The organism is Hyphomicrobiaceae bacterium (assembly GCA_041397645.1).
Lineage (GTDB): Bacteria > Pseudomonadota > Alphaproteobacteria > Rhizobiales > Hyphomicrobiaceae > Hyphomicrobium_B.
On sequence record JAWKWE010000004.1, the window covers coordinates 2469067 to 2491610 of the forward strand.

Genomic DNA, 22544 nt, shown 5'->3' on the forward strand with positions numbered 1-22544 from the left:
TCCGGATTACCTTTCCGGGGCCCCACTTTCATAAGAACCGAGCAAATGCACGGCTGAGCCAAATTCTCGCCGGATTTTTTGCTGCGCCTAGATTTACCTCAGAGAGGACGATATGCCTGAGTTCGACGCACTAATGGCTCAGAAACCGCACCACAAAATGCGGCAGGCATTTTCGGCGGCATCCGCCACACTGAATGAGACGACGTATCCACCAACGACACGAAAGATCGACGCAACCGACAGTGTACGATCACTGACGCCGAAGCAGCGCAAGGTATTCTCGCTGTTGAGCTTCGGGTTCTCCAATAAGGAGATTGCAGCGATGATGTCTGTCGCGGAGTCCACGATCAAGGCACACGTCTGCGCAATCTTTCAAGCATTCGGGTGCACCAATCGCGTCCAGGCTGCTCTCATCGCTTTCAGCATGCGCCAACACATGTCACCGGCTGAGCTTCTCCGCACGCCGCGCCGTCCATCCGCAGAAGAAATCGCCCACCTCAGCGGCTTTTTCGATCGCTGAATTCGGTCTGCAGTTCGGACAAGCTGACAGCTTGCGCAATGCAAAGAGAGGGTCGCAAATGCGGCCCTTTCGCTTTTCCAGTCGGCACTTGGCGCAGAAATATCTGCGACACACCGGAACGTCAGATTATTCCGAGATAACGGCTCGGGCGAAAATGTATTGCCGCAGAATTTATTTAAACCCTGCTCTGCTTTATCGAGCATTCGGTCTGGCGCGCTATTCGCAAAAAAACTAGGGCCCGTGTTGAAGCCTTTTGGTTGGATCGAACACGGCCCGGCTTCTTCATTCAAGCAGAGTAGGAACGACTGAACCTTATGAGTCAGGGCGACCGCTCGCGCCCGCGCCTCCTTGCTGACGACCTCAAACGACGACGGGGAGCGCTTCTAAAAGCGCTCCCCGTCTCTGCTACTCGATCGTGCGTTCAATCTTACTCGACGGTGAACGCGATTACCGCGGCGCCGCCACGAACGTTCTTGAAGTCGGTGAAGACGCTGGAGGCGAAGCCTGGGAACAGCGAACCGAAGCCCGACGGAACGACGATGTACTGCTTTCCATTGGCCTTATAGCTCATGATGCCGGCGCGGATGCCTGAACCGGTGTTGAACTTCCAGAGTTCCTTGCCGTTCTCGTCATCGTAGGCATGCACCCAACCTTCAGGATCGCCGTTGAAGACAAGGCCGCCAGCCGTCGCCAACACCCACCCGAGGCCGGGGTTCTTATAGTCGACGCGCCAAGCCATTTTTCCCGTCAAGGGGTCAAATGCCTTGAGATAGCCATAGGCCTTGCCACCCGGAGGCGGATTGAACTCGAATTCGCTGGTCGAGAAGTAGGGCTGCGAGAATGCGAGATCCCCGATCTTGGTCTCGACCGTCTGAGCTGAGTTGCACAGCTCAAAGCCGTTCGTATACCACAGTTTGGTCTTCGGGCTGTACGAACCGGCGTTCATGCTGCGAGCACCAAGAGCGCTTGGGCAGAAGATGTCTTTCTTCCCGTCGTTCGGCTCGTGGCGCTTGCCGAGAGCGCCGGTCTTCGGATCGATCCCGTCAACCCAATTCACGTTCTCGCTGAACTTCCAGACATTGAGAACCTTTCCGTCCTTCTTGTCGAGGACCGTCACGAACCCACCCTTGTTGAGGTGGAACATGATGTCCTTGCCATCGTGATTGACGGTCACGATCTCATTTTGGGAATCGAAGTCCCAGGAATCGTTGGGCACTTCCTGATGGTGCCAAACAAGCTTTCCTGTTTTTGGTTCGAGCGCAATCAGCGAGGAAGTGTAGAGATTGTCACCACGACGCATGCTGGAGCGGAAGTCCGGAGCAGGATTCGACGTTCCGACGTAGTAGAGCTTCGTGTTCGGGTCGTAGGATCCCGGCATCCAGGCGCCGCCGCCGCCGGTCTCGCGCGTGTTACCAGGCCAGCTCTTAGGATCGTCCTTAAGCACTTCAAACGTCCAAAGCAGCTTGCCGTCGGCGATGTTGACGCCATAAATCTCGCCGCGCTGAGCAAGGTCACCACCTGTCTTGCCGATGATGGCAACGCCGTCAGCAATGGTGGGAGGCGAGGTGAAGTTGCAGCCGTGGCACTCCTTCGGGTTGGTCAAGCGAACCTGCCAGCCTTCCTTGCCCGTCTTCTGGTCGAGCGCCATCATGCGGCCGTCCGACGTGCCGAACAGGACTTTGCCGTCACCAACGGCAACGCCACGATTGTAGGAAGCAAAGATCGACTTGATGTGATCCGGGTCGAGCTCCGGGATATAGTCCCAAAGTTGGTTGCCGGTGGCTGCGTCGAGCGCATAAACGCGGTTGTTCGCAGCGATGTAATACATGACGCCGTCGATAACCAGCGGCGTCACCTGAATGCCAGATGTGATGTCGCCCGGCTGGTGAATCCAGGCCACCTTGAGCTTCCCAATGTTGTTTTTGGTAATTTCATCGAGGGGGCTATAGCGCCAGGAGCGGTAATCGCCGTTGAATTCTGTCCAGTTTCCATTCGCATCTTGTGCTGATGCAACGGCAGAGAATGCCGTAGCAGCGAATGCGCCGAGCAGCAATTGCGCTGCCAGCCCTATGGGTCGTTTCATTAATTCCTCCTTTACCGAGAATAGTTCGCTGTGGAGTGCATTGTTGTTGTCCGGGCTTATTGTGACCCGGTTGGCGACGCTGCGCAGAACAGCACGTCGGCTAAAGACGTAAGTTGGGTTGCCCCGCCGCGGCATGCACTAGCGTGATGCGAAATATGTCTAAGAGCGCACAGCTCCCGGTCTTGTGCACTTTGTGCGCCGCATCTACTCTCTCATACGATCAAGTGTGCACTCTCGGAGGCACGCCTTCATCACGCGCGCTGTTGTCACGCGCGCCTATCTGCTCTTTATGAGAGGGCGCTCGTGAGAGTCGCAATTCGCAGATTGGTAAAATTGCTGGACGGACCCTGAATGTCACGACCACCGTTGTGGACTCCCGAACCCGATAGCGTAGCTTCGTGCGCGCTAACATCGTTCTTGAATTTCCTGGCGCCTCGCCATGGCGAGATGGATGCTGACCAGCTCCATGCCTGGAGCGTTGCCAACAGCCCCGAGTTCTGGTCTGAACTCTGGGACTATGCCGGTATCATTGGCGACAAGGGTGCTGCGCCCTTCATCAAGCAAGGCCAACGCCTGGAAGAGACGAGCTTCTTTCCATCCGCATCGTTGAACTATGCAGAAAACGCGCTGCGCTTCTCGAAGACGGATCAGGAAATCGTCTTTTGGGGAGAGAACAAGGTCAAGTCACGCTTGAGCGCGAATGACCTGCGTCTTAACGTCGGCGCGTTTCAACGTGTCCTGCGCGCGGCCGGCGTCGCGGCAAAGGATCGTGTCGCGGCGATCCTTCCCAATGTTCCTGACGCAATTTGCGCCTTTCTCGGAGCCTGCTCTATAGGCGCCATATGGTCATCATGTTCTCCAGACTTCGGCGAGCAAGGTATCGTGGACCGGTTTGGCCAAATCGAGCCCAAGGTATTGGTGGTCGCCGATGGCTACTATTATGCCGGCAAGACAATCGATGTTTCCGACAAGATCCTCGCTGTTTTGAAACGCCTCCCAAGCGTCGAGCGTGTGTACGTCGTGAACTATATCGGCGGTGCCAGCGCGCTGCTGGACCGCATCAACGCAATCAAACCCGGCAGTGCCGAACTATTTGAAGCCGCGCTGGAGAAAGCCGGAAAATCTGAACCACAGTTTGAGCGCCTTCCGTTCGATCATCCTCTGTACATTCTCTTCTCGTCAGGAACGACGGGCGTCCCCAAATGCATCATCCATCGTGCAGGCGGCGTCCTGATCAAGCACCTGAGTGAGCAAATCCTCCATACCGACATTAAGCCAGGGGATCGGCTGTTCTATTTCACGACGTTGGGTTGGATGATGTGGAACTGGCTCGTATCAGGCTTGACCACGGGCGCCAGCCTGCTGCTTTACGATGGCTCCCCGACTTATCCGACCGGTGATTCTCTGTGGCGCTACGCAGAGAGGGAATCTTGCACACACTTTGGCACTTCGGCTAAATACATCGATACGATCAAGAAGCAGCAGCTAGGCCCCGGACACACACATAACCTCGCGCCCATGAGAGTCCTCCTGTCGACGGGATCGCCTCTTTCTCCCGAGTGCTTCTATTACGTCTATCACGCCATAAAGGATGAAGTGCACCTCGCTTCTATCTCTGGCGGAACAGACATCTGCGGATGTTTTGTGCTCGGCTATCCGACCAAGCCAGTGTGGCGTGGAGAAATCCAGGGACCAGCGTTTGGATTAGACCCTGACGTCGTTGATGAGAATGGACAATCCCTCAAGCAAGGAAAGGGTGAACTCGTTTGCCGCAACGCTTTCCCTTCGATGCCGCTTGGATTCTGGAACGACCCTGACGGCGCAAAATATCGCGCCGCCTATTTCGACCGGATGCCCGGGCTCTGGCACCATGGCGACTTTGCCGAATGGACTGAGAATGGCGGCTTCATCATTCATGGCCGTTCCGACGCAACGTTGAACCCTGGCGGCGTCCGCATTGGCACAGCGGAAATCTATCGCGTCCTAGAAGGCATTTCTGAGGTTCAGGACGCAGTTGCTGTCGGACAGCCCGTGGCTGAAGACGTTCGTGTCCTGCTGTTCGTTGTCATGAAACAGGGTGAAGCGCTCACTCCTGAACTCATCGATCAGATCAAGACTCGCATTCGTCATGGAGCGTCCCCGCGCCATGTGCCGTTTCTGGTGCACGCGGTTCCAGATATTCCCAGGACTCGGTCCGGCAAGATCTCCGAGCTTGCCGTGCGTGACACCATCATCGGCATAAAGGTCAAAAACACCGAGGCGCTTGCCAATCCTGAATCGCTGGCCAGCTTCGAAAATGGCCCGTGGAGTTTGGCGCCCGCGGCACAATAATCGAAAGGCGACGGAGTTGACTTTCCTTTCCAAAGCGGCACTCGTGTCGCTTGCATCATACTGCATGCTTGCTTTCTCGTTCTACGCCCAAGCGAAGGACGAGACCTGGGCTGGCATCAAGAGTGAACTCATCGGCGATGTCGCCATTGAGGAGAACCCCTCCATCCTCTCAATCGCCGCACCTGAGAAGGCCGACGACCCCGCCGTTGTTCCCGTGAGCGTATCGATCTCAGATACGTACAAAGGTGAGATCTCTCAGCTCTTTTTGATCATCGACAACAATCCGTCGCCGCTCGCAGCAAAGATAGATTTTGGCCCGGCAGCCGGGTTGTCCGGCCGCAGACTGTTCTCGACGCGCGTACGAATGGATACTCAGTCGCCCGTTCGAGCCGTCATGCGAACAGCGGACGGGCATTACTACATGGCCGCTCAAACTGTCGTTGCTGCTGGCGGTTGCTCGGCACCCAGTCCCAAAGATGTTGATAGCGCCTCTCACGAGGGCGAAACCCGCATAAAAGTCTTCGCGCCCGCGCCTGGTTCTACCTGGTTGCCCGAGGCTCAGGTCATGGTGCGACATCCAAATTTCAACGGCATGCAGCGCAACGCAGAAACGGGTCAAACAATTCCCGCCCGCTTCATCGAAAAGATCAAGGTCGACTCATCGGATCGCAACGTCTTTGAAATGACGGCTGGTATTTCGATTTCCGCCAATCCAAATCTGCGATTTACGTTCGCGGCGAGCCCTTCTCTCAATCTGGCCGTCGATACCGTCGACACCGACGGCAATCATTTCATTGGCAACTTCCCCAATTGAGCTGGCTGGGATCGCCGGGCGTCTGCTGCCGCCCCCGTATTGCTTGGTCGCGTCGTCAGCAGCAATCCTGGCATACTCTGTCGTACCAAGTTAGCTTGGAACTTCCCAGAAGCATCGATTGATGTTTGCCTTGCAGACCATCCAACGCAGCTCTCAACTGCTGGACTTCTGCTCGTCGGGCTTGCGATTGGAGCTCTGGCCCAGGCGATCATGGGCCTTGCCGCCTGCATGAGCGATGATGCGGACGCACAGATGAGATCGTCGTCACCAGCATCCTCAGCCAGACCTACGGCTGCGAAATTCGCGCCAACACGCTACCAACGGCCGACACACCGTTTGCCCTGCCCGTCGTATAATGCGAGACGTTTGAGAAATTCCGTTCGCGAGCTCGCACGCCCGCAGCGCTAGAAGCCAACTGAGCCCTGCACGACGGGGCCTGAGTATTCGATATCGACGCCCTTGGTGAGAACGTTGCCTTCGTGCTCTAGCTTGCCATTGACATAGCGATATCCAAGTCCGACCGCGAACGTGTCATCAATCCAATAGTTCAGGCTGGCCATCGCGGCGACGTAGTGGCCGCTGTAGCTACCCAGGCTTCCCACGAGGCCATCTACAGAGCCTTCCAAACTTACCCTATTCGAGAGGGCATAGGTGCCGTAGAGCCCGATCGTTGGAACCGGACCGATAACGTCCGCACGCTGCTCTTCCGTCGACCCCGATGCTCCAAGCACGGTTGCGGTTCCCTGCAATGAGAAGCCTGCATCAAGGATCGTAAGACCGAGACGGGCTCCAAACTCGGACTGCTCATCCTTCACAAATGAGTAGCCAACAAAGGCTGAGTAGTTTCGGATCCGAAGCGAGCTGTCGGCCGCTGCACTGGTTGGAATTGTAATGAAGCCGAACTCGATGTCATGACTCACCGTACGGCTGCCATCGGTGTCAACCGTGTCGAAGGTGAAGTCGAGCCGCCAGCGATCTGAAAAGCGCCAACGGGCCGCTGCAAACACCGACGTACTGTGTTCGTCGAGTCCAATCTGCGAAAAGCCTACGCTGCCGCCTCCACCACCGTTGATGTCCGCCGTTGCACCGCCATCCAAATTTTGAAAGACCGCACCAACATTGAAGACCCAGGTCTTGGTGAGGGAAGGATTGACAACCGGCTCCCCGGCCGCCGCGGGCATAGTCAGGCTACCCCAACACCCCGCAATTGCGAGCAACGTCGCAACGGAGTGCCAAATCCCGCTTTCGTTATTTCTCGCCCGCCCGCACAGCACGACCAGCAGCCCCCTCGAAAATGTTCGGTAGGAGTAGGCCCATTCCAAACTCCGAGCCAGTTCTGTGTTTGCTGGAACGGTTCGACCCATAGTTTTTGGCAGGAGCCATGTGCCATGGACGCCACATCCGGGCAGCGCAACCCGGCTCCCTATTGTCAGAGGGCAACATTTCGCACCGGGCTGCAGAGGGGCGCCCACTTCCTGAATTTAGCAGCGCCCAAATACGCGCCACGCTCAAAATATATGCTCCTTATACGCACTCTTTTTTTAACGCCTAATTGGCTGACTGAAGCGAGACACATCCCGTCGGATAAATGTAATAATATATCAACTATTCGAATGCCGCTCGAAACGCGAAATAGTTCAGCGATCAGCTCCACAATGTGGGCTCAACCGACGGATCGCACTTCTCATCGCCATCGAGCGTCACCTTCATCTTCGATGATCATCGAGATGAGAATGGCTTTTGACAGTTTGATAAAGCTGGGCCGAACTATCTTAATATCCCACCTGCTGCGAAGTTGACCTTCGTACCGCGCGCAAGCAGAGATCAAGTCTGACGGAGCAAACCATGACCGGTGCCAGCAACTGGTTTTAATTAATCACTCTGCAGAAATATAAGTTTCAAGGGCCTCCTTCTTTTGCTAAATTGAGGTACTTTCATCCACTTTTTATATTCAGGAGGATCCAATGAGGCTGAAGTTTCTCGTCGCCGCTGCAATTGTTGCTGTCTCCATTCCGTGCGCTGCCATGGCTGAAAGCCTGGGAGATAGAGAGGCTGCAGAAATTGGCGGCAATGTTTTCAAGAAGCTGGACGCCAATGGTGATGGTACGGTCGACGCCACCGAATTCCAGGGACTCGTCAACCACCATTTCAAGAAGGCCGACAAGAACGGCGACGGCGTCGTTGACACTGAGGAAATGGGCGGCGCAGAGGCCAACGCTCTCATCCAGATGAAGGAATTCTAAGTCAATAATCGCAGATATGGCGGTAATTCGCTGATTTTCTGCGTTTTTGGCTAGCCAGCTGGCAAGGGGTGCTAGGGAGACGCTACAGATAGCCGTACGTGACTTGGCCGTCCTTATTTCGACCTGCTTTACACAATGAACGATGGGCGCGAAAGGCGCCCATCGTTCGCTTTATTGATGGGGAGTGTGTCTCGCGACGCGTCAGAGAATGAAGCACGGTTCGCTGACTAGTTGTATTGGCGCTGCAGTGCAGGCTCGCGAAACATGCTCACAAAAAGGTACTGACGTCGATCCGGGATCGACTAGACTGTTTAGATGGCCCGCACTTTGTGGCGAGCGATCCACGAAATACTTGATGGACGCTCCCCATCTTTGCCGATCGAGTTGCTAAGGAGAGTGTCCATGTTCGAGTTCCTCACGCGCCGCAACATTTTGGCAGCGTCGATAGCTGCTGCGATGACCTTCGTGGTCCCCGGCTTGGCATTCGCCGACGATAAGGATCCTCTGCCCTCCTGGAACGACGGCCCCACAAAGGCATCAATTGTCGATTTCGTCACTGCCGTCACCACCTCGGGCGGACCCGATTACGTTGCACCGGAAGAACGCATCGCCACCTTCGACAACGACGGGACGCTGTGGACCGAGCAGCCGATGTACACCCAGCTCGCGTTCGCGCTCGATCGGGTAAAGGCAATGGAGCCGCTCCATCCTGAATGGAAGGATACGCAGCCCTTCAAAGCCGTTCTTGAAGGCGACATGAAAACCGTTGCCGAGTCCGGAGAGAAAGGCCTTCTCCAGCTCGTGATGGCAACGCATGCAGGCATGACGACCGACGAATTTTCAAAAATCGTCACCGATTGGTTTGCAACAGCCAAACATCCTAGATTCAAGAAGTCATACTTGAAACTGGTCTACCAGCCGATGCTGGAGTTGCTCGCCTATCTCAGGGCGAACGGCTTTAAGACTTTTATCACCTCCGGAGGCGGCGTTGAATTCATGCGGCCATGGACGATGTCGGTGTATGGCATCCCTCCAGAGCAAGTCGTCGGATCATCGATCAAGACAGCATTTGAGATGAAGGATGGGCGGCCTACCCTGATGCGCCTCGCCGAACTGAACTTCATTGACGACAAGGCCGGAAAACCTGTGGGCATCAATCAGTACATCGGCCGTGTGCCTATCGCAGCATTCGGCAACTCCGATGGCGACTTGCAGATGCTGCAATGGACGACGCTCCAAGGCGGAAGACGCTTCGGACTGATCGTGCATCACACCGATGCGGAACGCGAATACGCCTATGATCGCAAATCGACATTTGGCAAACTCGATGAAGCACTCGACGCTGCGGCAGTGAACCAATGGACGGTTGTCGATATGAAGAACGATTGGAAAGTAATCTTTCCTGAATAGCAGATTGTTGCCACTGCAGTGATGAACCGCTGTGAATGCGGCTCATCACGCATCGTTCAGCGCTCGACCTCAAGACCTTGCCAATCCGTAAGGTCCGCGGCACTAATGCTTCCTGATTGTTTACAGCAAATACCGATATTCGCGACCGCCCCGGTCATCCTGACGCATAACGGCCGCTTGAATAGGGCGCAAAGATAACCAACTAAAAGAACACGTCCTTCCTCCCTCCGTCGTTCGATAGGTTTCATGCGTCGTCATCACCACATCTTCGAACGCATCATCGACCGCGCCAGAGGTCTGCCTTCTCCAGCAATGGCAGTGGTCTATCCCTTGAGTGACGTTGCGCTTCAAGGAGCGGTCGAGGCAGCAGAGGCTGGCCTGATCGAGCCCATTCTCATCGGTCCCGCCAAGCGAATGAAAGAATTGGCTCGTACATGCAAACTTTATGTCGACTCCTATCGCATCATCGATGTTGAAGACGATCAGAAAGCCGCTGCTAAGGGCGTAGAGTTGTGCCGCACGGGCGAGGCATCCGCACTCATGAAGGGGAGCCTCCATACTGATCATTTCATGCATGCGGTCATGCTGGACGATGTGGGCCTTAGAACCCACCGCCGGATCAGCCACGTTTTCGTTCTTGATGTACCGAGCTATCCACGCACGCTGCTCATTACAGACGCTGCTATCAATATTTATCCAAAGCTCGCCGATAAGGTCGACATTGTGCAGAACGCCATTGAACTCGCACACGACGTCGGAATTCAAGAACCTAAGGTCGCGATTCTTTCCGCCGTCGAGACTGTTACTCCCGCAATTCAATCCACGCTCGATGCCGCCGCCCTCTGCAAGATGGCCGATCGCGGCCAGATTACCGGCGGCGCTCTCGACGGGCCGCTGGCTTTCGACAATGCGGTCAACCTCAAGGCCGCCAAAATCAAGCACATTCATTCACCCGTTGCAGGCCGGGCCGACATTCTTGTCGTTCCGGATCTTGAATCGGGAAACATGCTCGCCAAACAATTGGAGTACCTGGCAGATGCCGAGGCTGCTGGCATCGTCGTCGGCGCACGTGTTCCCATCGTTCTGACGAGCCGTGCCGACAGCCCAAAGAGCCGTCTCGCGTCATGCGCTGTAGCAGCGCTTCTCGCGCACTCACGAAGTCAAAAACCAGAAGGTGCAGCCGTCGGCAAGGCAAGCTGAAGTTGATCTGATGCGCACGAACGAAAACATCCTTGTCGTCAATGCCGGTTCTTCCAGCATCAAGTTTGCTGTCTTCACCTCAAGTCTCGTGCGGCAGATCTCTGGCGAGCTTGACGGTATCGGAGCCACTCCACACCTTAGCGCACGAAACGCCAATGGCGACAAACTGGCCGATCGCGACTTCCACACTGGAGAGGTGAGTGTCCACTACCTGCTTGCGGAAACCGTAGCATGGATTGAAAGCCATCTCGGCCCGGGGAGCTTGATCGCCATCGGCCACCGCGTAGCCACCGGCGGCCTATCGCATTCCTCTCCCGCAATCGTCACACCCAGCGTTCTGGAAAAGCTCCAAACTCTCATCCCCCTCGCACCTCTGCACCAACCCCGCAATCTCGAACCAATAGAAATATTGGCCAAATTGCACCCGGGCCAGCCGCAGGTCGCCTGCTTCGACTCTGCATTCCACAGTACGATGCCGCGCATCGCCCGACTTTATGGCCTGCCGCGAAGCCTCACCGAATCTGGTGCGCAACGCTTCGGTTACCACGGGCTTTCCTATGAATTCATCGCCAGCCGCCTGCCCGATCTGGACCCGAAGGCTGCCGCCGGCCGCACCGTCGTCGCGCACTTGGGCAGCGGCAGCAGTATGTGCGCGCTCAGCTCTGGCAAGAGCATTGCCACGACGATGGGCTTCAGCCCTCTCAGCGGCCTCGTCATGGGCACTCGTCCTGGCGAACTCGACGCTGGACTCTTGATCTGGATGATGCGCGAAAAGGGCTGGAGCGCGAGCGACGTTGAGAACTTGCTCTATAATGAGAGCGGTCTCAAGGGCGTGTCCGGCATCTCCAGCGACATGCGCGTATTGCTCGAAAGTCAGGACGATCAAGCACGCGAAGCGGTCGAACTATTCGTGCACCGCATCTCATTGGAGCTTGGCAGCCTTGCTGCTGCACTAGGCGGACTAGACGCGCTGGTGTTTACCGGTGGCATCGGCGAGCACGCCGCCGCCATCCGCAAGGCTGTCTGCGATCGATCAACCTGGCTTGGCATACATATCGACGCAGAGAGCAACGAACATTCGAGCGAGCGCATTTCTACGCAAGAGAGCCGCGTCAGCGTCTGGGCCGTTCCAACCGACGAAGAACGGATGGTAGCTACCCACACAATCCAGCTCGTCAGCCCACGCGGCGATCCCAAACGACAATGAATAGGAGATCGGCATGCTTCAAAACAACAGCACTGCCCCAAGTTCTGACACGAAACCTAAAGCGAAGCCGATCAAACAGGAACATAGCGTCCCCTTCTTCTGGCCCATGGCCGCCGCGATCGAGTTTCAAGAAGCGGGATTGAAGTTCGTCGAAGACAACATCCGCTATCTCGCTGAAGCCGAAGCCATAGAAAATCCGCCGCCACCCGATTGGGCGACCTCCAACACGATACAGTTGGATCTCGACACCATGCGGCTTCGAGACTTTTCCAAGGATCCCGCGAAAGCAGTGGTTCCCGTGCTGGTCGACGCGCCCTACGCCGGCCATAGCTCAACTATTGCCGACTATGCTCCAGGACAGAGCCTTGTGCAGACGCTTCTCACGAGCGGCATCGCGCGCGTGCTGGTGGCAGATTGGAAAAGCGCAACAAACGATATGAGCAACTTCAACATCGACAAGTATCTTGCCGAAATAAATGTCGCCGTTGACGATCTGGGAGGACGCGTCAATCTCGTAGGTCTGTGCCAGGGTGGCTGGATGTCGGCAATGTATGCATCCCGCTTCCCGCACAAGGTTGCCAGCCTCGTTCTCGCTGGCTCGCCGATTGACACTGACGCTGGAAACGGCCCGATCAAGCGTATGGCGCACGAACTGCCGCTTGGATTCTACGAGAGGATGGTCGATGCCGGCGGCGGTCGCATGCTTGGTCAGAACATGCTCGCCGGCTGGAAAAACATGCACCCAGGCGAACAGTACCTCGGAAAGTACATCGACCTTTACGAACATATCGAAGACAAATCATACATTACCCGAACCGAGCGCTTTGAGCGTTGGTACGAAAATCCAATCGACCTGCCGGGCAGGTATTATCTCCAAGCCATAGACCTGCTTTTCAAAAAAAATGTCTTTGCGAGGGGGGACTTCATCGGGCTTGGCCGCAAGCTCTCGCTTAATGATGTGAAGTGTCCGGCCTATCTCCTCGCTGGCGAGAGCGACGACATAACAACACGCGAACAAGTCTTTGCGGCCGAACAACTGCTGGGAACACCAAAGGGAGCCATTACGAAAAAACTCGTACCCGGCGGTCATATCGGCTTGTTCATGGGCTCGCGCACTTTGAAGGAGGCGTGGCCCGAGATTGCGAATTGGATCAAGGCAAACGGCGTCTAGAAGGACCCCGGTCCGGCGTCAGAAAAAAGGAGAACACGCGATGCTTGAAATACTCAAAGGCTATCCCGATGACGTTCTCGCTATTTCTGCCAAAGGGGAGGTCACCGCGGATGATTATGCCAGGACGCTTATTCCCGAACTCAATGCGCGGATTGCGAAATATGATTCAGTGCGCATGCTCTACGAGCTTGGACCGGAATACACTGGCTTCAGCGCCGGCGCCGCTTGGGCCGATATGAGAACCGGCATCTCAAACTGGAGCAAGTTCGAGCGTATCGCCGTTGTTACCGATGTGGGCTGGATAAGGGACACCATGCGCCTGTTCGTCCCGTTCTTTCACCATGCCATGCGTGTATTCTCAAACGCGGAGCTCGCCGAGGCGCACGACTGGATCATTTCGAAAGCCGCAGCAGCATGAACTTGACGAAACGCGGCAAAGAGAAGACCTCTGAGGCTACGCCAAGCGGTGATCAAAAACCGCCTGCCGTCCCCCCTGCCGACTTGTCAACCGATCTTAAAATCGGCCTTTCCAACTCGGAAGCAGCCGCGAGATTGCTTAAATATGGTCCCAATGCGCTCGCAGAAAAAAAGACGAGCGCGCTGGCTCGTCTGATGCACTATTTCTGGGGGCCGATCCCCTGGATGATCGAGACGGCGGCGCTCCTTTCGGCTTTTCTCGGTGACTGGGCCGACTTCGCAATTATTCTGACCATGCTTCTCGTCAACGCTGGCGTTGATTTCTGGCAAGAACACAAAGCCGGCAGCGCCATCGAAGCGTTGAAACAGCGCTTGGCGCTTTCGGCTCGTGTGCTTCGCGACAGCACCTGGCAGAACATTCCAGCCAGCGATCTCGTCCCCGGCGACGTTATTGCTCTGAAACTGGGCAATGTCGTTCCCGCCGATCTTGTCCTCAAGACGGGTGACTATCTCAGTGTCGATGAGTCTGCCTTGACCGGTGAATCACTGCCCGTCGACAAGCGCGCTGGCGACAGCGCCTATTCCGGTTCCATCGCCAAGCTGGGTGAAATGCAGGCCATCGTCACCGCGACAGGCATGAAGACGTATTTCGGCAAGACTGCACAACTTGTCGAGAGCGCCCAAGCGCATTCGCACTTTCAGACCGCAGTCTTGAAAATCGGAAACTTCCTGATTGCAACCACCCTCGTACTCGTGGCGATCATTATCGCCTTCGCCGTCTGGCGACATGAGCGGCTGATCGAGACCATCCAGTTCGCTCTAATTCTGACCGTAGCTGCGATCCCAGTTGCCCTACCGACCGTCCTCTCTGTAACTTTAGCTGTCGGCGCCGAGCGTCTTGCCCGGATGAAGGCCATCGTTTCGCGTCTCGTCTCCATCGAAGAACTCGCTGGCGTGGACGTTCTTTGTGCCGATAAGACAGGTACGCTCACCCGTAACCAACTCACTATTTCTGATCTGCGACCCACCGCTAGCGCGACCGATGATGACTTGTTGCTTGCGGCAGCGCTAGCCTCCAACAAAGATGACCCCGATGCTATCGATGGAGCTGTCCTGGCGGCGCAGAGCAAAACGGCTTCGTTGGACGGCTGGAAGATGCTTGCGTTCACCCCGTTCGATCCGATCTCGAAGCGCACTGAAGCACGCGCAGCAAAGAACGGCGACACCTATCTTTTCAGCAAAGGCGCACCCCAGGTCATCCTGGACCTCGTAACGCTGTCACCCGACGAAAGAAAAGCCTGCGAGCGCGAGGTGGACGACCTTGCCAATGACGGATACCGCGCCCTTGGCGTTGCTCAGAAGCACGAAGGTGGCCCATGGACATATCTCGGCGTCATTCCAATTTTTGATCCCCCGCGAGAGGATGCCGCTTCAACGATTGCCCGCGCGCGCAGCATGGGCATAAACGTCAAAATGATCACCGGCGATCACGAAGCCATTGCGCGCCAGATTGCCGGAAAGCTCGGACTTGGCCGCAACATCCAATCGGCAGCAGCTTTGTTCGATCAAGACGGCGACATCGCTCGCCGGATTGATGCCGTCGATGGCGTCGCGCGTGTGCTGCCAGAACACAAATTCAAGATCGTCAAGGCTTTGCAAGACAGCGGGCACTTGGTTGCGATGACGGGCGACGGGGTCAACGATGCACCCGCGTTGAAACAAGCCGATGCGGGCATTGCCGTGAGCGGGGCTTCGGATGCTGCTCGAGCGGCTGCTGACGTCGTTCTCACCGGATCTGGTCTTTCGGTTATCACATCGGCAATCGAAGAAGCCCGGCGGATCTTCGAGCGAATGACGAGCTACGCCACATTTCGCATTGCCGAGACGATCCGTGTTCTCCTTTTCATGACGTTGTCGATTCTCATTTTCAGGTTCTATCCGGTCACCGCCATCATGATCGTTCTGCTTGCAATCCTGAACGACCTGCCGATCATGACCATCGCTTACGACAATGCGGCCACGGCGAAAGCGCCGGTCAAATGGGACATGCGGCGCGTGTTGATACTCTCCACCGCTCTCGGCTTTGTCGGCGTGATCGAGACGTTCCTGCTGTTCTGGTATGTCGACACAGTCCTAAAGATCCCACGCGAGACAATCCAAACTCTCATCTTCCTCAAACTCTTGGTCGCAGGCCACTTGACCCTCTATGTCGCCAGAAGTCAGGGCTGGTTCTGGCAGCAGCCATGGCCGAACCCACGGCTGTTCCTCACTACAGAGGCAACGCAAATTCTTGGGACCTTGATTGCAGTCTACGGTATCTTCATCACACCGCTGGGTTGGAAATACGCCCTCGCAGTCTGGGCCTATGCGCTCGCCTGGCTTCCCATTGAGAATGTCATCGCGAATATTGTTCGTAGCCGATTGAGTGCTACGAACACCTAGCCACCGCGGCTTGCTGCTTCACTTGAGCTGCTTTGGATAGCGCGCGATACTTCTCGCTGCTTGACCAGCGCATAGATCGCCGGGATGACGATCAATGTGAGTAGCGTGGAAGAAACCATTCCGCCGATCATGGGAACTGCAATACGCTTCATGACTTCCGCCCCGGTGCCGTGGCTCCATAGGATTGGCAGCAAACCTGCCATGATCGCGACTACCGTCATGATTTTTGGTCGCACCCGCTCTACCGCGCCTTCGACGATCGCCGCATGTAAATCTGTTTGACTGAGAACCCTGGCCTCCGATACAGCCTCCGATTTGCGCGCCTCGAACGCGTGATTAAGGTAGATGAGCATGATGACTCCGGTCTCGGCCGCTACGCCCGCGAGCGCGATAAAGCCAACTGCTACAGCGACAGACAAGTTGAAGCCCATCCACCACACGAGCCAAAGGCCGCCGATCAGAGAAAACGGCAGCGACAGCATTACGATCAAGGTGTCCGTCATCCGCCGGAAGTTCATATAGAGCAGCGCCAGGATGATCAGGAGCGTAAACGGCACGACGATTGCCAGCCTCTTCTTGGCTCGCTCATAATACTCAAACTGTCCGCTCCAAACCGCGTAATAGCCCGGCGGGAATTTGACTTGCGCCTCAACGGCCTTCTTCACGTCCGCCACGTATGTTCCGAGATCCCGATCGCGTGCATCCACCAGAACGTACGCCGAAGGCTGAGCATTCTCGCTTCGGATCGACGCTGGTCCTTGTGTGCGCGTGATGTTCGCTACCTGCCCAAGTGGAATCGACGCGCCGTTAGCGAGGGGCACAAGTACCTCGTGAGCGATCGAGACAGGATCCGATCGAACATCGCGAGGATAGCGTATGCTGATGCCATAGCGCTCGCGCCCTTCGATGGTTGTCGTGATCGTTTCGGCGCCAATGGCAGATGCGACAATCTGTTGAACGTCGGCAATATCCAGTCCGTATCGTGCGAGGGCGCCGCGATCTGGTTCGATATCGAGGTAATAGCCGCCCATAATGCGCTCAGCGTACGCGCTTGATGTACCCGGCACCGTCTTGACCGCGTTCTCGATAGAGCGAGCCAGCTTCTCGATCACCCGCAGATCTGGCCCGATGACTTTGACACCAACCGGAGTTCGGATTCCGGTGGCCAACATATCGATGCGACCCTTGATCGGCATGGTCCAAGCGTTGGACACGCCCGGAAACTGCAATGCCTTGTCCATTTCCGAAATCAACTTGTCGACCGTCATGCCAGGCCGCCAGGCCTCCTCGGGCTTCAAGGTTATGATGGTCTCGAACATCTCGGTCGGCGCGGGATCAGTAGCAGTAGCAGCGCGCCCCGCTTTCCCGAACACGTGTTCGACCTCCGGAAAAGTTTTAATAATCCGATCCTGTGTCTGGAGAAGTTCGGCCGCCTTGGTCATCGACAAGCCCGGAAGCGTCGTCGGCATGTACATGATCGTGCCCTCGTTCAGCGTGGGCATGAATTCAGAGCCGAGCCTCTGAGCGGGCCATGCGCTCGCCGCGAGCATGACGAGCGCGAAGATGATGATGAGCGCCTTCGCCCGCAAGACAAGATTGATGATCGGCCGGTAGATCCAAAGCAAGAACCTGTTCACTGGGTTCTTCGCCTCCGGCACGATGCGTCCGCGAATAAACAACACCATCAGGGCCGGTACGAGCGTAATGGAGAGCAAGGCGGCGGCAGCCATTGAGAACGTCTTGGTCCAAGCGAGAGGCTTGAACAGCAGACCTTCCTGTGCCTCCAGCGCGAAAACTGGAAGGAAAGACACGGTGATGATCAAGAGCGAGAAGAACAGAGATGGCCCCACCTCGGATGCCGCTTCGACAAGTACGCTGATGCGGGATTTGTCCTTTGGTGCGCGTTCCACATGTTTGTGCGCATTTTCCACCAACACGATTGCGGCATCGATCATTGCACCGATCGCAATCGCAATGCCTCCGAGGCTCATGATGTTGGATGAAATTCCAAGCACCCACATGCACAAATAGGCGGCGAGAATACCGATTGGGAGCGTGATGATCGCCACAAATGCGCTGCGCACATGCAGAAGAAAGATAAAACAGACTATTGCTACGATAACGCACTCTTCGAGAAGCGTGGATCTGAGTGTTGACAGGGCGCGGTGGATCAGGTCGGAGCGGTCGTAAACGGGAACGATCTTGGTTCCATCCGGAAGAGAATTGCTGATCTCGCTCACTTTCTTTTTCACGTTGTCAATGACGGACAATGCGTTCTGTCCGAAGCGTTGCACAGCAATGCCCGCAACCACCTCCCCTTCTCCGTCGAGCTCACTCAGACCTCGCCGCTCGTCTGGGGCCAACTCGACGCGCGCAACGTCTTTGAGAAACACCGGCGTGCCATCGACACTCTTGAGCATGACCTGCTCGATATCGCTGACACCCTTGATGTAACCACGCCCGCGGACCATGAATTCCGTTTCGGCAAGCTCAACGACACGCCCGCCCACATCCATGTTCGCGGCACGGATCGCGTCGCGTACGCGCGCCAAAGGAATATTAAAAGAGCGTAGCCGCTGCGGGTCCACCACGACAGAGTACTGGCGCACGAATCCGCCGACGCTGGCGACCTCAGCGACGCCCTCCGCCTTCGAGAGCGCGAATCGCACTTGCCAATCTTGCGTCGTTCTAAGTTCCGCCAGCGTCCTTCTGGCCGCCATGACGGCATATTGATACACCCAGCCGACGCCCGTGGCATCGGGCCCAAGTGTAGGCGTCACGCCTTGCGGAAGAGACTTTGCGACACCTGACAGATACTCAAGGACGCGAGAGCGCGCCCAATAGATATCGGTTCCTTCCTCAAAGATAATGTGGACGAAAGAAGCGCCAAAGAACGAGAAGCCTCGCACGACTTTGGATTTCGGAACTGAAAGCATCGCCGTCGACAAGGGATATGTGACCTGATCCTCGACGACTTGGGGGGCTTGGCCGCTGTACTCGGTATAAACAATGACCTGAACGTCGGAGAGATCCGGAAGGGCATCGAGCGGCACTTTCGTTACTGCAACTGCTCCCGCTGCAGCCAGGAGCGTCGTCAACAGAAGGACGAGCACGGTATTGCCCGCACACCAACGTATGATACGGGCGATCATGGCTTTGCCTCATCGTGCGAATGCGTGTCATCGTGAGCTGTGCCGCCAGAAGCATCGGATTCTTTGCTGGCCGGTTCATCCGAAAAGCCCGCGAGGGCCGCGCGCAGGTTGCTTTCCGCATCAATGAGGAAATTCGCCGATACGACGACCTTATCGCCCTCCTTCACGCCTTCTTTGATCGCAACGAAGGCACTATCGCGAAGCCCTGTTTTCACTTCGCGCGGCTCGAAGCGACCTTCACCCCGATCGATGATGACGACTTGGCGTTTACCGCTGTCGATGAGAGCGGACATAGGGACGGCGAGCTGCTTGGCCTCTTGATGATTTGTTTCGATATCCACATCAGCGAACATCTCGTGCTTGATGCGGTGTTCTGGATTGGCAAGCTGGATGCGCACCTTCCCCGTCCGGGTCTGCGGGTCCAACTCGTGCAAGATGAAGGTGACTTGCCCCTCGAATGTCTCCCCGGGAAAGGCGCGAAATGAAATGCGTGCCTTGTCCCCGATTGCCACTTGACCAATGTCCTGCTCGGAGACGTCCGCAATCACCCAAATGCTGGAGAGGTCGGCTATGCGGAAGAGTTCATCTCCCATCCTGGCCATCATGCCTTCCACCACATTCTTTTTGAGAATGAAGCCGGCGATGGGCGATGGCCAATCGAACGCCAAGACCGGCTCACCGGACGTCTGCAGCTCCTCGATAACGGCCGGTGGAAGCTCGAGATTGGCTAACCTCTGTATGGCCCCCGCATCGCTTCTCGTCGTTCCCGCCGCGCGCGCGATGCGGTAATCGACCTGCACTTTCACCATATCGGGACTATAGATGCGAAAGAGCGGCTCGCCTTTTTCGACGTGGCGGCCATCCTCGTTGACGTAGAGCTTTTCGATAAAACTGTCGGCCCTGAGCGTCACCGAATAGAGCGTTCGCTCGTCGGGCTTGGCGATGCCTGGTGCCCTGACAGGCCGGGCCACCTTGCGCAAAACGACAGGTTCGCTTCGCACGCCTGTGCGCTGTACTTTTACGGGGCTTATCTTGACGATGCCGCTATCGTCTTCGTCGCCCTCATAAACAGGAATGTAGTCCATTCCCATGCCGTCCTTCTTGGGCACCTGCGAGACATCAGGCAACCCCATGGGATTGCGGTAATAGAGAACCGGCCGGTTTTCGGAGGGCTTTGTCGATCCCTGTTGCGCCAAGTCGCTTTCTTCGTCGTCGTGCACTGGCAGATAATCGCGACCGTCAGCGGTCTTTTTCGGCGTGGCTGAATAGTCCGTTTCATCCGAAGGGTTCTTCCAATAGAGAACCTTGCGCTCCTCGTGCGCACGATCCGAAGCATGTTGTATGGACGGCGGCCAAACACGGCTTAGTTCGGGCCAGGTTCCGGTGCCGAGCCGATAGCCAACCACGCCCGAAATTACCAGCGCCGCTGTGGCGATGCCCGCAAACAAGGTCTTGTTCATCGCATCGCTCCTTCAGTCCTTGGCATCAAAGACGACAAAGCCCTGGACGGTTTCTGCTTCACCCGGCACCTTGGCCATCACCTTCAATGCCCATTGCCCCGCCATCGTCAGATCGGCCTTGAAGCGGTAAACACCCGCCTCGTTCGACGGTAAGGCTTGGAGGCTGGCGGTCATGTCGCCCATGCCATCTGGTGACATGTCTAGCCGCGAGCGAAAGATAATCGCTCCGGCAACTTGCTTGCCTGTTTGCTTGTGCACCAAACGAACAGCCAGTTCGCTTCCTTTACCGTTAGCGATACTGGTCTTTGCGGCTTCAAATGCGTAGTCCGTTGCGGCCGCAAACGCGGCGGAAGCCGAGATCATGCACGCGCCCGCAAGCGCGGCCCGCATAAACGTGGCAACTTTCATTGGCCCGAACCTTGTCAGACGGTTTGTAGAGGAAATGTTGCGTGCAACCGCGTGCTCGCGCGTTTATTCGCGCGCAACACGATCAGCTGTCATCGCTCACTGTAGATCAGGCTATTGGGGGAGGCGGAATGGGCGCTCGCGTCCAGCCTGCTGGCTGTCGCGGTGTCGGTGGCACCAGCCGGATGCCTGCTAGTTGCAGGTGATTAGGCTCAGAAGATGTCACCGCGAGAAGTTGGAAACATTTCGCAAAGCAGAATGCAGCGCACGTATTGGGATGATTGCAGCCGCCGCTCTTGCCCTGAACGTGAGCCGAAGTCTCCATGGAATGGCTGTCGTGCATATGGGGCATATGAGCATGGGTTGACAGCGCAACCGATGCTGACATCGATCCTTCGGCGTGATTGCATCGCGCAAGGGCCGTCGTCATCGGCGCGAAGCCGATAATCAGCGCCAGTAGCGAAACCAGAAATTGCCGAAAACTTCTCAACCGCGCCGTCTCCCCAGACATCCAGTAGGGCATATCACGGCGCCCCACCCCTCGGAAGCGGATTTAACGTCTCATTGGCTAACGGCGATAGAGCGGCGAAAGAGGGCCAGACTTGCTGTAAAGAAGACCGCTCCGAGACCGGCGACCTTGGCAAATTCCGGCCAAACAATGCCAAAATCAGCCCCCCGGAACACGACGGCTTGGGCAAATGCCATGAAATGCCGCGAAGGCAGCAGCCACGTGACGGGTTGGATCAACTCCGGTTGACTTTCGATGGGACTGACACCTCCCGAAAGCATCATCATCGGCAAGATCGTCATGATCATGAGAAGAGCGAACTGCGCCATGGTTCGCGCAACGGTGCCTAGAAAAATGCCGATTGCCGCTGCGGCAAACAGGTAGACAGACGTACCCGCAAGAAGAAGCAGCGTTGAGCCCGCTATCGGCACTTGCAAAATTCCGGTGACGACCACCGTCAGCGACAACGCGAATGCGGTGAGAATAACCACACCGTTTGCAAGAACCTTGGCCATGGCAATCTGGAACGCCGTCAAGGGCATGACGAGCAGGTGCTCGATCGTTCCATGCTCACGTTCGCGCAGGAGAGCTGCACCCGTCAGCACGATGGTGATCATGGAAAGCTGATCGAGGAGGGCCACGATGGCGCGGAACCACATGGCGGTACCGTTGGGGTTGAAAGCCAGACGTTCAAGTAGTGTGACGGCACTGGTGGATTTTTCGTCGGATCTCGCAACAAAGCGATCGACTTCATTGCGCACGATATTTTGGATATAGCTGTCGCCGAGAGACGCTTGAGCCACAGCGGTCGCGTCGATATTGATCTGTACGCTTGGCCGTCGGCCATGGCGCACGTCCTCTTCGAACTTTGGCGGTATCTCGACCACGAACGTAAACTTGTCGCGGTTCATGGCATCTTCCACGCTCGCAGCAGAGATCTCCTGGGGACGCTGGAAGTATGGCTGATAGAATGCATTTTGGATCGCACGCGATAGCGTCGATCTGTCTTCGTCAACGAACGCGATCGAAGCGTTGTGCACGTCGTCCGTCATTCCCGTAGCCTGGGAATATATGGAAAAGCTGAATGCCCAGATGATGAGACCAACCATCACTGCATCGCTGAACAGGCTGCGGAGTTCTTTCGTGCCAAGCCAAAAGATGTTCGTCCAGGTCCGCATCCC

The 22544-nt window shown here is 56.4% G+C and carries 16 protein-coding genes; 10 read left to right on the forward strand and 6 right to left on the reverse strand.

The genetic code is table 11. The features are described 5' to 3' along the window. Positions 1 to 112 precede the first annotated feature (112 nt). A complete protein-coding gene (locus R3D51_11590) occupies positions 113 to 520 on the forward strand; it encodes a LuxR C-terminal-related transcriptional regulator (GenBank protein MEZ5900120.1) in 408 nt (135 codons plus the stop codon). A gap of 427 nt (positions 521 to 947) precedes the next feature. Here the strand turns inward: R3D51_11590 and R3D51_11595 are convergent, their stop codons facing one another. Beyond that, on the reverse strand, positions 948 to 2603 hold the full coding sequence (locus tag R3D51_11595) for a PQQ-binding-like beta-propeller repeat protein (protein ID MEZ5900121.1): 1656 nt from the start codon (positions 2601 to 2603) through the stop codon (positions 948 to 950). A 351-nt stretch (positions 2604 to 2954) separates the two neighbouring features. Here R3D51_11595 and R3D51_11600 point away from each other — a divergent pair, with 351 nt between their 5' ends. After that, complete coding sequence (locus R3D51_11600) at positions 2955 to 4934, forward strand: acetoacetate--CoA ligase (GenBank protein ID MEZ5900122.1); 1980 nt, start codon at positions 2955 to 2957, stop codon at positions 4932 to 4934. A 16-nt stretch (positions 4935 to 4950) separates the two neighbouring features. Next, on the forward strand, positions 4951 to 5748 hold the full coding sequence (locus R3D51_11605; GenBank protein ID MEZ5900123.1) for a quinoprotein dehydrogenase-associated SoxYZ-like carrier: 798 nt from the start codon (positions 4951 to 4953) through the stop codon (positions 5746 to 5748). 404 nt (positions 5749 to 6152) lie between these two features. Here the strand turns inward: R3D51_11605 and R3D51_11610 are convergent, their stop codons facing one another. Next, positions 6153 to 6929 (reverse strand): hypothetical protein, encoded by a 777-nt coding sequence (locus R3D51_11610; protein ID MEZ5900124.1) that lies wholly within the window; start codon positions 6927 to 6929, stop codon positions 6153 to 6155. 783 nt (positions 6930 to 7712) lie between these two features. On the opposite strand from R3D51_11610, the gene R3D51_11615 reads away from it, so the two are divergent. The 7 genes from R3D51_11615 (at position 7713) to R3D51_11645 (ending at position 15838) form a co-directional block, all read left to right on the forward strand. Next, the gene (locus R3D51_11615; protein ID MEZ5900125.1) at positions 7713 to 7991 is read left to right on the forward strand and encodes an EF-hand domain-containing protein; all 279 of its coding nucleotides are present in this window, start codon (positions 7713 to 7715) and stop codon (positions 7989 to 7991) included. 456 nt (positions 7992 to 8447) lie between these two features. Next, entirely contained in the window at positions 8448 to 9401 is a 954-nt protein-coding gene (locus R3D51_11620; GenBank protein ID MEZ5900126.1) for an HAD family hydrolase, read from the forward strand. A 246-nt stretch (positions 9402 to 9647) separates the two neighbouring features. Then, positions 9648 to 10601 (forward strand): bifunctional enoyl-CoA hydratase/phosphate acetyltransferase, encoded by a 954-nt coding sequence (locus tag R3D51_11625; GenBank protein MEZ5900127.1) that lies wholly within the window; start codon positions 9648 to 9650, stop codon positions 10599 to 10601. Between the two features lie 10 nt (positions 10602 to 10611). Continuing rightward, complete coding sequence (locus R3D51_11630) at positions 10612 to 11808, forward strand: acetate/propionate family kinase (protein MEZ5900128.1); 1197 nt, start codon at positions 10612 to 10614, stop codon at positions 11806 to 11808. Between the two features lie 13 nt (positions 11809 to 11821). Next, complete coding sequence (locus tag R3D51_11635; protein MEZ5900129.1) at positions 11822 to 12979, forward strand: alpha/beta fold hydrolase; 1158 nt, start codon at positions 11822 to 11824, stop codon at positions 12977 to 12979. Positions 12980 to 13019: 40 nt separating this feature from the next. Continuing rightward, complete coding sequence (locus tag R3D51_11640; GenBank protein ID MEZ5900130.1) at positions 13020 to 13397, forward strand: STAS/SEC14 domain-containing protein; 378 nt, start codon at positions 13020 to 13022, stop codon at positions 13395 to 13397. Next, entirely contained in the window at positions 13394 to 15838 is a 2445-nt protein-coding gene (locus R3D51_11645; GenBank protein MEZ5900131.1) for a plasma-membrane proton-efflux P-type ATPase, read from the forward strand. The genes R3D51_11640 and R3D51_11645 overlap by 4 nt, the downstream gene beginning before the upstream one ends. Here R3D51_11645 and R3D51_11650 read toward each other — a convergent pair. The 4 genes from R3D51_11650 to R3D51_11665 form a co-directional block, all read right to left on the reverse strand. After that, entirely contained in the window at positions 15835 to 18990 is a 3156-nt protein-coding gene (locus tag R3D51_11650) for a CusA/CzcA family heavy metal efflux RND transporter (GenBank protein ID MEZ5900132.1), read from the reverse strand. The two genes, R3D51_11645 and R3D51_11650, sit on opposite strands and share 4 nt — an antisense overlap. Beyond that, positions 18987 to 20450 carry an efflux RND transporter periplasmic adaptor subunit gene (locus R3D51_11655; GenBank protein MEZ5900133.1) on the reverse strand — a complete coding sequence of 488 codons (1464 nt, stop codon included), beginning with the start codon at positions 20448 to 20450 and terminating at the stop codon, positions 18987 to 18989. The genes R3D51_11650 and R3D51_11655 overlap by 4 nt, the downstream gene beginning before the upstream one ends. A gap of 12 nt (positions 20451 to 20462) precedes the next feature. Continuing rightward, a complete protein-coding gene (locus R3D51_11660; GenBank protein ID MEZ5900134.1) occupies positions 20463 to 20858 on the reverse strand; it encodes a FixH family protein in 396 nt (131 codons plus the stop codon). A 558-nt stretch (positions 20859 to 21416) separates the two neighbouring features. After that, on the reverse strand, positions 21417 to 22541 hold the full coding sequence (locus R3D51_11665) for an ABC transporter permease (GenBank protein ID MEZ5900135.1): 1125 nt from the start codon (positions 22539 to 22541) through the stop codon (positions 21417 to 21419). Between the last annotated feature and the right edge of the window lie 3 nt (positions 22542 to 22544).

Bases quoted from the DNA above. Each gene is read 5' to 3' on its own strand.
- R3D51_11590 (MEZ5900120.1), top strand. From the start codon at position 113: ATGCCTGAGTTCGACGCACTAATGGCTCAGAAACCGCACCACAAAATG.
- R3D51_11595 (MEZ5900121.1), bottom strand. From the start codon at position 2,603: ATGAAACGACCCATAGGGCTGGCAGCGCAATTGCTGCTCGGCGCATTC.
- R3D51_11600 (MEZ5900122.1), top strand. From the start codon at position 2,955: ATGTCACGACCACCGTTGTGGACTCCCGAACCCGATAGCGTAGCTTCG.
- R3D51_11610 (MEZ5900124.1), bottom strand. From the start codon at position 6,929: ATGCCCGCGGCGGCCGGGGAGCCGGTTGTCAATCCTTCCCTCACCAAG.
- R3D51_11615 (MEZ5900125.1), top strand. From the start codon at position 7,713: ATGAGGCTGAAGTTTCTCGTCGCCGCTGCAATTGTTGCTGTCTCCATT.
- R3D51_11620 (MEZ5900126.1), top strand. From the start codon at position 8,448: ATGACCTTCGTGGTCCCCGGCTTGGCATTCGCCGACGATAAGGATCCT.
- R3D51_11625 (MEZ5900127.1), top strand. From the start codon at position 9,648: ATGCGTCGTCATCACCACATCTTCGAACGCATCATCGACCGCGCCAGA.
- R3D51_11630 (MEZ5900128.1), top strand. From the start codon at position 10,612: ATGCGCACGAACGAAAACATCCTTGTCGTCAATGCCGGTTCTTCCAGC.
- R3D51_11635 (MEZ5900129.1), top strand. From the start codon at position 11,822: ATGCTTCAAAACAACAGCACTGCCCCAAGTTCTGACACGAAACCTAAA.
- R3D51_11640 (MEZ5900130.1), top strand. From the start codon at position 13,020: ATGCTTGAAATACTCAAAGGCTATCCCGATGACGTTCTCGCTATTTCT.
- R3D51_11645 (MEZ5900131.1), top strand. From the start codon at position 13,394: ATGAACTTGACGAAACGCGGCAAAGAGAAGACCTCTGAGGCTACGCCA.
- R3D51_11650 (MEZ5900132.1), bottom strand. From the start codon at position 18,990: ATGATCGCCCGTATCATACGTTGGTGTGCGGGCAATACCGTGCTCGTC.
- R3D51_11655 (MEZ5900133.1), bottom strand. From the start codon at position 20,450: ATGAACAAGACCTTGTTTGCGGGCATCGCCACAGCGGCGCTGGTAATT.
- R3D51_11660 (MEZ5900134.1), bottom strand. From the start codon at position 20,858: ATGAAAGTTGCCACGTTTATGCGGGCCGCGCTTGCGGGCGCGTGCATG.
- R3D51_11665 (MEZ5900135.1), bottom strand. From the start codon at position 22,541: ATGCGGACCTGGACGAACATCTTTTGGCTTGGCACGAAAGAACTCCGC.